At 42.8% G+C, this 13,109-nt stretch carries 7 protein-coding genes; 5 read left to right on the forward strand and 2 right to left on the reverse strand.

Features of this window, described 5'->3' with window-relative positions:
• Window positions 1–84: 84 nt before the first annotated feature.
• A complete protein-coding gene (locus AHMF7605_RS00790; RefSeq protein WP_106933301.1) occupies window positions 85–609 on the forward strand; it encodes an NADPH-dependent FMN reductase in 525 nt (174 codons plus the stop codon).
• Window positions 610–875: 266 nt separating this feature from the next.
• Here the strand turns inward: AHMF7605_RS00790 and htpG are convergent, their stop codons facing one another.
• The gene (gene htpG / locus AHMF7605_RS00795) at window positions 876–2,699 is read right to left on the reverse strand and encodes a molecular chaperone HtpG (protein ID WP_106925516.1); all 1,824 of its coding nucleotides are present in this window, start codon (window positions 2,697–2,699) and stop codon (window positions 876–878) included.
• Between the two features lie 367 nt (window positions 2,700–3,066).
• Between htpG and AHMF7605_RS00800 the strand changes: the two genes are divergently transcribed.
• On the forward strand, window positions 3,067–5,373 hold the full coding sequence (locus tag AHMF7605_RS00800) for a LysM peptidoglycan-binding domain-containing protein (protein ID WP_146153480.1): 2,307 nt from the start codon (window positions 3,067–3,069) through the stop codon (window positions 5,371–5,373).
• Window positions 5,374–5,678: 305 nt separating this feature from the next.
• Here the strand turns inward: AHMF7605_RS00800 and AHMF7605_RS00805 are convergent, their stop codons facing one another.
• Window positions 5,679–7,019, reverse strand: a complete 1,341-nt coding sequence (locus AHMF7605_RS00805) for an MFS transporter (RefSeq protein WP_106925520.1) — start codon at window positions 7,017–7,019, stop codon at window positions 5,679–5,681.
• Between the two features lie 411 nt (window positions 7,020–7,430).
• Between AHMF7605_RS00805 and AHMF7605_RS00810 the strand changes: the two genes are divergently transcribed.
• From AHMF7605_RS00810 to AHMF7605_RS00820, 3 genes are read left to right on the forward strand one after another with little or no spacing between them, the layout of a single operon-like run.
• Complete coding sequence (locus tag AHMF7605_RS00810; RefSeq protein ID WP_106925522.1) at window positions 7,431–7,769, forward strand: PadR family transcriptional regulator; 339 nt, start codon at window positions 7,431–7,433, stop codon at window positions 7,767–7,769.
• The gene (locus AHMF7605_RS00815) at window positions 7,766–10,396 is read left to right on the forward strand and encodes an ABC transporter permease (RefSeq protein ID WP_317046485.1); all 2,631 of its coding nucleotides are present in this window, start codon (window positions 7,766–7,768) and stop codon (window positions 10,394–10,396) included. Before AHMF7605_RS00810 ends, AHMF7605_RS00815 begins: the two co-directional genes overlap by 4 nt.
• Window positions 10,397–10,399: 3 nt before the next feature.
• Complete coding sequence (locus AHMF7605_RS00820; RefSeq protein ID WP_199200172.1) at window positions 10,400–13,069, forward strand: ABC transporter permease; 2,670 nt, start codon at window positions 10,400–10,402, stop codon at window positions 13,067–13,069.
• Window positions 13,070–13,109 lie beyond the last annotated feature (40 nt).

Consider the following 13,109-nt stretch of genomic DNA (forward strand, 5'->3'; position numbering starts at 1 on the left):
TTTGCTGAAAACGCTGGTTCAAAACAAAAGTGTACTTTTTATGGTAGCAAATACGTAGGTTTAAATTTATTAAGCTTTTTATTCATGATTACCATTATATCCGGTACCAACCGTCCCCGTTCCAATGCTAGGGTTATATCTACTATCTACGCGAGTTTATTGGACAAGCGCGACATGCCTAATCAAATCTTAGATTTGTTAGATTTACCGCCTGATTTTGTTTTCAGCGCTTTGTACCACAACGCTGGCAAAAATGAACAATACAACGAACTGAATAAATTAATTGAAACCACCGATAAGTTTGTTTTTATTGTGCCGGAATATAATGGCTCATTCCCGGGGGTATTAAAAGCTTTTATTGATGGCTTAAGTTATCCGGGAAGTTTCAAAAATAAAAAAGCCGCATTAGTAGGAATATCCACCGGTTCACAGGGCGGTGCTTTAGCTCTAAGCCATTTAACCGACGTTTTACATTACATGGGAATGCACGTACTAGCCGCCAAACCGCGTTTAAACTACATATCTAAAAGCTTGCATAACGGGGAGCTTACCAATACTTTATACGAAAGCTTATTGCTGGAGCAAATAGAATCTTTTATCAATTTTTGAATAGAAAAACTAAGAATCGTATAGGTTACAAAACTATGTTATCATTTAAAGTTTTGCCATTTCAATTCGAACTAAAAATTTAAAAATTTTATATCGCGATCGAGGACGCTCGCTGCATAAGGGCAACTTAAAGTTTTAGACATACTTAAAAACAAAAAGACCGGATTACTCCGGCCTTCTTATCATTCTTTAGGTTTCATCTAAAACCAAGGGGCATTCAAGAAGTAATAGCCATGGATTATGGTCTATGGACAATGGTCTAAATACTACTCTTTTTCGATCAATTCTACACTACGTTTTACGAAGGCCGTTAAAGCCGGACCAGTGAGCATGTTTTGCGATAATAAAGCTAAATCAAAGGCTTGTTTCGCAATTTTTTCTTTGCTCTCGTCACCCGCTTTCAATACGCGTTGGTTAATCGGGTGGTTGGCATTCACACTCACGTTGTACGTATCCGGCATATTACCCATAAATAGCATACCGCCGCCACCGGTGCGGCTCATGTCTTTCATGCGGCGCATAAATTCCGGTAAAGTGATAATTACCGGCTGGTCTTGCGGCGAAAGCGGCTCGATAGAAACGTGCATGTTAGTGTTGTTAATGGCTTTCTCGTAGATTTCCTTTAACTGCGTTTTCTCGTCTTCGCTCAGTACCGATTCCTTGGTTTCGTCTTTCTCGATGAGTTTATCTACGGTTTCGGCATCTACGCGCTTCAGGGTAACTTTTTCGAGTTTCTGCTCCAACATGCCAATAAAGTGGCTGTCAATCATCGTATCCAGCTTTAACACATCGTAGCTACGGTCCTTGGCCGATTCCACAAAAGCGTGTTGCTTTTCTTCGTCGCTGGTATACAGAATTACCAGGTTATCGCTTTTATCTTTTTGATTGGCCTGAATGTATTCTTTATACTCATCAATGGTAAAATATTTACCTTCGGTATTTTGAACCAGGGCGAAATCTTTGGCTTTTTCGTAAAATTTATCGTCGGAAAGCATGCCGTACTTCACGAAAATATTAATGTCGTTCCATTTATCCTGAAAGTTCTCGCGCTCTTTCTTAAAGATTTCGGCCAGTTTATCAGCTACTTTTTTGGTGATATAGGTATTGATTTTCTTTACGTTCGAATCGGCTTGCAGGAAGCTTCGCGATACGTTCAGCGGAATATCGGGTGAGTCGATAACCCCGTGCAGTAGCATTAAAAACTCGGGTACTACATCTTTTACCTCATCGGTAATAAACACCTGGCGGCTGTACAGCTGAATTTTGTTTTTCTGAAATTCAAACTCGTTTTTTAGTTTCGGGAAGTACAGAATGCCCGTTAAATTAAAAGGATAATCTACGTTCAGGTGAATCCAAAACAGCGGATCCTCGGAGAAAGGATACAGTTCTTTGTAGAAATTCTTGTAATCTTCGTCGGTTAATTCTGCTGGCGATTTGGTCCAAATTGGGGTGGGATTATTAATTACTTCGCCTTTAAACTCAACCGGTACTGGTAAAAATTTGCAATATTTATTCAGAATAGTCTGAATGCGGGCTTCGTCTAAAAATTCTTCCGAATCAGCGGCTATATTTAAAATGATATCGGTGCCTCGTTCTGCGCGTTCGGCTTCGGTAATAGTGAATTCCGTAGAACCATCGCAAGTCCAGTGAGCCGCCGGAGCATCGTCCTGGTAAGATTGAGAGATAATCTCTACGGTATCGGCTACCATAAACGAGGAATAGAAACCTAAACCAAAATGACCAATGATCTGGTTCGCATCTGGCTTGTCTTTGTATTTCTCTACGAACTCCGTAGCGCCGGAAAAGGCAATCTGGTTAATATATTTTTTTATTTCATCGGCGGTCATCCCAATACCATTATCACTTACCATAATGGTACGGGCTTCTTTGTCAACGGCTACTTTTACCTTCAGGTCGCCCAATTCCCCTTTGTACTCCCCAATTGCCGATAACCGCTTTATTTTTTGCGAGGCATCCACCGCGTTAGATACCAGCTCGCGCAAAAATATCTCGTGATCGGAGTACAAAAACTTTTTAATTATTGGGAAAATATTCTCGGTGTGAATCGAAATATTACCTTTTTCTGCCATAATGCATTCTTTAATTTATATAAACTCTGTTTTCGTTTACGTTCTACGGTAAAACTCCGGTTTCAAAAGTTATTCCAGCTAACCCGTTTTCTTAAAAATGTGACAGCTTGGCAGATTAAAAATTCGCCAGGTTTTAAAAACTGGCGGGTTTGCTCGATGTCAGTTGTGGATAAGAGCTGTGGATAAATTGTAGAGAAGTAATCGTCTTAAAAATTTACTATCCGGTCAGAATTAGGGTAATTTGTTTTTGGGTTATATCCTTATTATTTTCTGTATTTTCTGCTACAAACTATACCGGCCTCAAAGCCATACGTGTAACCAGATTAGCCTAAGTAAACCCGTATTTGAATTCTTTTCGCTGAATACTATGAGGAAAAATCTCTTATTGCTTCTGTTAGGTTTGTTTTGTTTGGCAGCTAAAGCCCAAACCGTAGTAGTGCCGAATAACATTTACTTTGCGGATCAGCATTTAACGATTAACGAAGATGCCCGAAAAGCTATCCAGAAACAGGTAGATGCTTTACTCAAGTATCCCCAGTATTTTCAGGCTAAAATAGACCGGTCGGATGCTTATTTCCCCATTATATCCCGCATTTTTGCCGAAGAAGGTTTACCCGATGATTTTAAATACCTGGTTTTACAGGAAAGCGGGCTGGTTTCGGATGCGGTTTCTACTTCAAACGCGGTAGGTTTCTGGCAATTTAAAAAAGAAGCCGCTGCCGATCATGGTTTGCTTATAAACGCCGATGTGGACGAACGTAAACACATTGTTAATTCCAGCCGGGGAGCCGCCAAATACCTGGTAAAAAGCAATACTACTTACTATAAAAATTGGTTTAACACGCTATTATCTTACTATTTAGGCTTTACCGGCGCCAAATCGTTCGCCAAACCGGAGCACGTAGATAGCAAAGAAATGGAAGTTTCCGGCAAAACCAACTGGTATATCTTAACTTTTCTGGCTCATAAAGTAGCTTTCGAAAATTCTATCGGTAAAAATCCCAATCCGCCGGTTGTGATTCAAGAAGTGCCCGTAACAGTTGGCCAAAGTTTAAGCGATGTTGCTTTGGCTACTCAAACCGACTACGCCGAACTCCAGAAATATAACAAATGGCTGAGCGGTAGTGTAGTACCAGGCAACAAACCTTACACGGTATTAGTACCTATAACCAACCCCAATCAGCAACAAGCCGTTTTAGCGGTGAACAAGACTCGGATGCCCATTTCTATTCCGGGTAAGTCTGGCTCTTTAGCTGGTCCGGCTATTCGTAAAACCTACAACGGCTTACAAGCAATTGTAGCCCGCCGAGGCGATTCTCAGGATAATTTGGCCCGGGCAGGTAAAGTAAGCCTTAAACGTTTCCGGCAATACAACGAACTTACTAATCGCGATGAAGTAATTGCCGGGGAAACGTATTATCTGGAACGCAAACGCAGTAAAGCAAGTACCGCTTATTATGCGGTTCAGGGGGGAGAACAAACCTGGAATGTAGCCCAAAAATTTGGCGTTAAAGTAAAGTCTTTGCTCTGGTATAACCGCTTGCGTAAAAATGAAACCTTACTGGCCGGTCGGGTAATGTGGTTGCAGCAGCGTCGGCCGAGCCACGTGCCGGTAGAATACCAAGACATTCCACCTGCAACACCCACTCCGCAACCAGAAACGCCAACTAAACCACTTATTATAGCTCAAAAAGAACCTAACCCTGCTCCCCCGAAAACATCTGCTCCTGCTGCCAAGCCAGCTTCTAAAAACACCGTGGAAGATAAGCTGGCAAATATTTTTGGAGTAAAACCAGCTCCGGAGAAAGTAGCGAAGGTAGATACGCAACCGGTAGAAGTGGACGAAAACCTGAGCGAAGTTAATGAAGAGCCAGAAGATAATGAACCGGTAGTAACGGCACCGGTGATTCCTAATACTCCTTCTACATCCGGAACGGAGGTAACCACAACCAGCGATTCTATTCAGGTACCAGCAAATGAGTCAGTTTTTTCTATTGATGTTGCTCCGGTTTCGGAATCCGGGAACGATGCGATAATAGATACCACGCTAGCCCGTTCCGAGCCAGAAAAAGAAGTAGCGCAAATCAATTCCGAGCCTCAGAAACCAGATTTGTATCCAACCCGGAAATCATCCGCCTCCACCAAGGATTCCGTTTTTCTTAAATCCGGCCCGGTAAGTTCTGCGCCTAAAGCATCTACTTCTTTAATTGCCAAAGAGGAAATGGCTTCTCCCGCCGAAAAAACTGCGAATACGGTATCCGTAATTATAACCGAGCACGTGGTGTCGAAAGGTGAAACTTTGTACAGTATCTCCCGGCTTTATGATATTCCGGTAAACCAACTACAAACCTGGAATAGCTTAAGTACCTTGGCCTTGTCAATTGGTCAAAACTTACGGCTTACACCTCCCGTGAAAACTCCAGCCCAAAAAAAATCTGTAGCCGATAATTCTATCATTACCGCGGCCACTATGCCACCCGTTACAGAGCGAGCTACTACTGCCAATACCATTACTACCCAACACGTAGTATCTGCCGGCGAATCCATGTACCAAATCTCGCGAAAATACGGTGTTACCATTAAGGAAATTATGGAATGGAACAACAAATCCGACTTCAGTGTATCACCGGGCGAAAAACTTACCATTAAACCAAAATCCAGCAGTCGGAAATAGTTGAAAGTTAAAAAGCTGCAAGTTGGAAAGTTTAAAGGTTGGAAGGTTTTAGAGTTTATTTATAACTGCTAATCGAATGTTGGTAAATGTAAATAAATCACCTGTCCCTCCTAAGCTTAGGAGGGGCAGGTGATTTATTTAACCTAATTAAGCTATTTCTTAATTCTTTTCCTACTTTCTAAAATTTTCTTACCAGTGCGCCACCAAATTATTTTATTGAAATAAAATGAACATGTATTCTAGCCTGAACCTCTTTTAGCCTAAATATCTAATTCATAATTTCTAATATTTAATTTGGTAAAACCCTAGCGATTTTCCGGGGCCATGGTTAAATTAGAAGCCGTTTGTACTCCGGTTGCCACTTGGGGTAAAATGCCTAATTGCTGGTAAATGGGTCGTACCAACTGGCGCATTTTTGGCAACTGGATCGCGAACGGAATAACAATTAACCCGCACAAACAACCACAAATAAGTAAGGTATTCGGTACGCCAATATGATTGGCCACGGTACCCGCCAACAGCGAACCAAAAGGCGCCATGCCCAGAAAAGCCATGGAATAAAAGCTCATTACCCGGCCGCGTTTATCATCTTCTACAATGGTTTGCAGAATGGTATTATTGGCGGCCATTTGCACAATCATGCCAAAACCAGTTATACTAATAAATACCAGCGACAGCCCAATGTGGCGCGTAAAAGAAAAGCATATCAGCCCAAAAGCAAGCATTAAAGTAGCAGTAATTATTACTTTTCCTAAACCTAACACCGATGGACGCTTGGCCAGATACAAAGCACCCGTAAGTGCCCCAATGCCGGAAGCACCCATTAAATAACCCAGCGTATTTGCCCCGCCATGCAGAATATCGCGGGCAAAAACGGGCATTAATACGCTAAAAGGCATCCCAAATAAGCTAATTAAGCCTATTTGCATCAAAATAGCTCGGATAGGTGGAAAACCAACCACGTACCTGAATCCTTCCCGCAGCGATTCCCATACGCGAGTGTCTTTATTAGTGGAGGTTGGCTTGCTAACAACTTTAATTGTTAGCAGGGAAAACAATACGGCCACGTAACTGAAGGCATTAAAAGCAAAACACAGGCCCTCGCCTACTGCTGCAATAACTAGTCCGGCTATGGAGGGTCCTGCCAAGCGCGCAACGTTAAACAACGAAGAATTTAAGGCAATCGCGTTGCTGACATCTTCCCGTTTATTAATCAAATTTATGACGAACGACTGCCGCGTAGGCGTATCAAAAGCATTTACCATTCCCAGGAAAATACTTAAACCCACAATCCAATAAATGGTCACGGTATCGGTAAGTACCAGTACGGCCAGAATCGTTGCCTGTACCATAGCTAGCGATTGCGTAATAATTAAAATGCGGTGTTTATTAAACTTATCGGAAAGTACCCCCGCAAAAGGCCCGAGCAGAAAAGCGGGAACCTGGCCGGCAAAACCTAAAACGCCTAATAACAATACTGAATTAGTTAGTCGGTACACGAGCCAACTCATGGCTACTTGCTGCATCCAGGTGCCCACCAAAGAAACTCCCTGACCCATGAAGAAGATTCGGTAATTGCGGTATTGCAAAGCCCGAAACATCTCGGACAAAGTCACTTTATTTTTCTTTTCTGCAGTTGCATCCATTCGTTTACCTCTATTTGGCTTTCTATCACCAAACTTGCTTTACGGAAAAGGCACCAATAAGCTGACCTAATTTAGAGTCGCGGGAAAAATAACATCAAGACCTCGTCTTCAACTCACCATTCCTGGTAACAAGTTATTATGCTTCATATCCTAATTAGCAAAAAAAGTAGTACAACTAGTTTTGCCTGAAAAGTAACCGTTTAAAGAAGTATAAGCTTGGAAGTAAAAGTACAATGTTTCTGATTTTTACCAGCTTTCTATTCATGTTCTAAACCGGACACTTTCTGTCCGCAAATAAGACAATTCAAATCTATTTACGATTGGTATATTTAATTTAAAAAGTTAACAACCAACTACTTATAAAAAAGGCCTATTATTTGTACGACAAAATATAGAATAATACTTTACTCAATGAGAAAAACTTATTTAGGCGAATTTGAAGAAGTAATTCTGTTGCTGGTAGCCATTCTGGATGGAGATGCCTATGGCGTAACCGTGAGCCAGGAATTAGAGCAACAAACGGGTCGGCAAGTTACTTTTGGTGCGGTGCACAATACCCTGATTCGCCTGGAAGAAAAAGGCTTTGTACATTCTCAACTAGGGGGAGCTACGGCCGAACGCGGAGGACGGCGCAAACGCTTGTTTACTTTAACTCCCGCCGGAAGCCGGGCCTTGCAAAATATTTGGGAGTTACGTCAGCAACTCTGGCAATTAGTTCCGCCGCACGCCATTAAACCCGCTGGCATATGATGTATTCTAATAAACCTACTCCTCAGCCTCCCCGCTGGGTTATTCGTCTGCTGCAAAGGCTGCATCCTACAGAAACTTTAGAAGAAGTAGCAGGTGATTTAGCCGAACTGTATGTTTACTGGTATCAGCAAGCAGGTAAACGACAAGCTGATTGGCGCTATGTACTAGCAGTATTTTCGGTGCTACCACCTTTTGTGCGACGACGCCAATTAAAACAAGAACATGCATCAAACTCCTTTATTCCTTTTACTATGTTAACGCACTATTTTACCATTGCCTACCGCCACTTGCTGCGGAACAAAGCAACTTCTTTCCTTCATATTGCCGGCTTATCTTCCGGTATGGCAGTGGCTATGCTGATTGGGCTATGGGTTTGGAATGAATTGTCGTTCAATAAACACCACCAAAATTACGATAGGATTGTGCAACTCTGGCAATTTGTTGCTTTCGACGCGGAAAAATCTTCCTACAATTCCTTGCCGATACCTTTAGCCGAGGAGCTCCGAAATAACTATCCTGATTTTAAATTAGTGAGTGTCGCTACCTTTAACCGGGAAAGTATTCTGGCTCATGGACAAAAGCAATTTACAAAAACTGGGATGTACGTGGAACCGGCTTTTGTGCCAATTATGTCGGTGAAATTATTGGCAGGCGCCGCTAATGGCCTGAACGACGTTCGCAGTATCATGCTTTCCCAATCCCTGGCCCAAACCTTTTTTGGCTCCGAAAATCCTATTAACAAAGTAATCAAAATCGATAATAAGCAAACGTTAAAAGTAACGGGAGTTTACGAAGATTTTCCTGGTAATAGTTCCTTCAGAGAGGTTTTGTTTTTGGCTCCCTGGCAGTGGTTTGTGGCTACGAATTCTTACGCTCGGAATGCCCAAAAAGAATGGGATGAAAATTCATTTCAAATTTTTGCCCAGCTCACCGAGCAAGCAAACGTAGAAAAAGTTTCGGCAAAAATTAAAGATATCCGGATGAAGCTGGATAATCCGCCGCCGTATAAGCCCGAATTTTTCCTGCACCCCATGAGCAAATGGCACTTATACGCCGATTTCCAGAATGGCGTTAACACCGGTGGGCTGATTTACTTTGTCTGGCTATTTGGCATTGTGGGTGTTTTTGTATTGCTGCTGGCTTGCATTAATTTTATGAATTTAAGCACGGCTCGCAGCGAAAAACGGGCCAAAGAAGTAGGCATTCGCAAGGCAATTGGTTCGGTTCGCCGGCAATTAATATTTCAGTTTTTAAGTGAGTCGCTTCTAACGGTAGCTATCTCTTATTCAATTTCTATCCTGGTAGTATTGGTTGCTTTGCCTTTTTTTAACGAAGTTGCCAACACTAATATTCGTATTTTGTGGTCCAACCCAGTTTTCTGGCTTTCTTCCCTGGTATTCTGTTTACTTACCGGTTTCATCGCCGGCAGCTATCCGGCGCTGTATTTATCTTCCTTCCAACCGGTTAAAGTGCTGAAAGGAGCTTTAAAAGTTGATCAGTCAGTAGTAGCTCCCCGCAAAATGTTAGTTGTTTTTCAATTTACGGTTTCAATTACCTTAGTTATTGGCATTATTACCGTTTTCCGGCAGATAGACTACGCCAAAGATCGCCCGACGGGGTATAGTCGCAACGGCTTAATTGAGGTCAGAATAAATAGTCCGGAATTAAACCGGCAGTTTGCGTCCATAAAAAACGACTTATTTCAAAGCCGGGCCGTAGTTGCTTTTTCCGAATCAACTGGTTCTGTAACCGATGATTACGGAGGAGTAACGAATGTAGATTGGCCGGGCAAATCTCCCGAAAGTCACCCCTTGTTAATGGCCAATCGAATTACCCATGATTACGGCAAAACAATAGGCTGGCAATTAATGGCTGGCCGGGATTTTTCCGAAGACTTTGCCAGCGATTCGTCGGCAATAATTTTAAATGAATCTGCCTTACAACTAATGGCGCTTAAAAATCCAATCGGCGAAACTATTTACTGGAACAACAAAAAATACCGGATTATTGGTATTATCCGAGACATGATTAAAAACAATCCTTTTGAGCCGGTAAGTCCTTCTTTCTTTGTGATAGATTACGAGTCGGCAAATGTCATGAATATTAAACTGGCTCCGCAAATGGGTACGCGGGAGGCTTTGCGGAGAGTAGAAGAAGTGTATAAAAAATATAATCCTGCGGTTCCTTTTGAATATAAATTTGTAAATGAAGAATACGCTAAAAAGTTTAGCCATGAAGAACGCATTGGTAAGCTGACTACTTTTTTTGCCATTCTCGCCATTTTTATTTCCTGCTTAGGTCTGTTCGGTTTGGCCTCGTTTCTGGCGGAGCAGCGAACCAAAGAAATTGGTATCCGCAAAATACTGGGGGCACCGGTATTTCATATATGGCGTTTGTTATCTAAAGATTTTGTATTTCTGGTTCTGATTGCCTTTTTTCTGGCTACGCCTATTGCGTATTATTTTCTTCATAAATGGTTACAAAACTACGAATACCGAACCCAATTACCTTGGTGGGTATTTGCCGCTGTTGGCAGTGGAGCTCTGATTATCACGCTATTAACGATAAGTTACCAGGCAATTAAAGCGGCACTGGCTAATCCAATAAAATCCTTGCGTAGCGAGTAAATTATGGAATCTACTCCGAATCCACCCCGCTGGGCTGTTCGCTTGCTGCAAAGGTGGCATCCTTTAGAAACTCTAGAGGAAGTAGAAGGCGATTTAGCCGAATTGTATATTTATTGGCACAATCAGTTAGGTAAGAAGCCGGCTAATCTCCATTATGTGCTGGCAGTATTTTCCGTATTGCCTCCTTTTGTGAAGAAACGTGCGTCCAAATATCCTTATCCTCAAACTTCTTTTTTCCAGCCGGCTATGATTCGTAACTATTTAACTATCGCCTTCCGGAACCTTCTCCGGCAAAAAGCTTATTCTTTCCTAAACATTGGTGGTCTGGCCTTGGGTATGGCGGTAGCGCTGCTGATTGGTTTGTGGCTGCAGGACGAATTATCATATAATACTTATCACGCTAATTATACGTATCTGGCGAAAGTAATGAAGCGGGGAAACGACAAAGGTAGAAATTGGTCTAGTACTAGTTTACAATATCCCTTAGCCACGGAACTGCAAACCACTTACAAAAGCCATTTCCAACACATTGTAAAAGCTTCGTGGGTACAGGACTACATTCTGAGCAGCGGCGAAACGAAAATATCCAGCACCGGAGTGTTCATGGAAGCTGCCGCCCCGGAAATGTTTACGCTTAAAATGTTAAAAGGTAACTGGAGCGCTTTGCAAGACCCGCATTCCATCGTGCTTTCTGCTTCTTCTGCTAAGGCCTTGTTCGGGAATCAAGACCCCTTGGGAAAAATTGTAAAAATGAATACCAAGGTTCAGGTACAGGTAACCGGGGTGTACGAAGACTTACCCCGCAACACGGAACTCCACGAAATAAAATTTTTTGCTCCTTTTTCTTTATGGGCTTCTCTCAACGACTGGATTGCGGAACGGGCGTTAAATGATTGGACCAATCATTTCCTGTATTTATACGTCCAAATTAAGCCAACCAGTAGTTTGGAGCAGGTTTCTGCCCGCATTAAAGATGCCGAACTCAACCAAATTAAAAAGTTAGAGGGCTTACAAAAGCAAGTTGCCTTGCAGCCGCAAGTTTTTCTGCATCCCATGCCTAAATGGCACTTATTCAGCGATTTTGAAGAGGGTAAACCCCAGAGCAGTTCGGTTCGTTTTGTCTGGCTGGTAGGTTTAATTGGTAGCTTTGTTCTTTTATTAGCCTGCATTAATTTCATGAATTTGTCTACGGCTCGCTCCAGTAAACGCGCCAAAGAAGTAGGCGTACGGAAAACCTTAGGTTCGCTCCGCACCCAATTAATTGGCCAGTTTTTCAGCGAATCGTACCTGATAGTCTTCTTGGCTTTCGGCCTTGCCCTGGTGCTAGCAAAGTTAGGTTTGCCCTATTTCAACGAAATTGCCGCTAAAGATATGCGCCTGCCCTGGAACCAGGGCTGGTTTTGGTTGGGTAGCATTCTATTTATTCTGATTACCGGCTTGCTGGCCGGTAGTTACCCGGCATTGTATTTATCTTCCTTTAATCCGGTAAAAGTACTCAAAGGCACTTTCCGGGCGGGTCGCCTTGCCTCTTTGCACCGCGAAGTAATGGTGGTGATGCAATTCACTATCTCGGTTACTTTAATTATTTGTACCATCATTGTGTATAATCAGATTATGTTTGCCAAGAACCGTCCGGTGGGTTACGCCCGCGATGGCTTGATTACGATGGACATGAAGTCGGATGATTTTTACGGCAAGTACGATGTACTCCGCACCGAACTGAAAAACACCGGGGTGGTAGCGGAAATGTCGCAATCCATGGGCAAAATAACAGAGGTAGCTTCGGGCAATAACGGTTTTCAGTGGAAAGGAAAAGATCCGAACCGGGATGATAGTTTTGGCACCTTAGCGGTATCGCACGAACACGGCAAAACCGTAGGCTGGCAGTTTGTAGCCGGGAGAGATTTTTCCCGAGAATATGCCAGTGATTCCGTCGGCATGGTAATTAACGAAGCGGCGGCAAAATTCATGGGTTTAAAAAATCCGGTAGGAGAAAGCGTCAGCTGGACTTGGTGGCGGACCCAGGAAGTAAAGCACTATAAAATTCTGGGAGTAATTAAAGATATGGTAATGGAATCGCCGTACGAGCCCGTAGAACCCACGGTTTTTTATCTGAAGGGCTTTAATGGTACCGTGAATTGCATCAACATCAAAATTAATCCGGCCGTGAGTGCCCGCGAAGCTTTACCCAAAATAGAAACCGTCTTTAAAAAATTAATTCCATCGGCTCCTTTCGAGTACCAATTTGTCGACGAGGAATACGCCAAAAAATTTGCTACCGAAGAACGTATCGGTAAACTGGCGGCTTTATTTGCTTCGCTTGCCATTATAATTAGTTGCTTAGGTTTGTTTGGTTTAGCCTCTTTTGCCGCCGAACAGCGCACCAAAGAAATAGGCGTACGCAAGGTTTTAGGGGCCTCCATTGGGGATGTGTGGCTACTCTTATCGAAGGATTTTATGCGGTTGATAGCCATTGCTTTAGGGATAGCTGTACCTTCAGCTTTTTATTTTATGCACCATTGGCTTCAAAATTACGAGTACCGGGTCAGGATAGAGTGGTGGATTTTTGCTCTGGCAGGAACGGGAGCCATAAGCATAACTTTACTTACGGTAAGTTACCAGAGCATTCGAGCAGCCAGGCTCAATCCGGCACGCAGCTTACGTACCGAATAATGCGGAGTTCTATTCTTTATTCACCCTCTTGGGCGCAAAT

Source organism: Adhaeribacter arboris, from assembly GCF_003023845.1.
Lineage (GTDB): Bacteria > Bacteroidota > Bacteroidia > Cytophagales > Hymenobacteraceae > Adhaeribacter > Adhaeribacter arboris.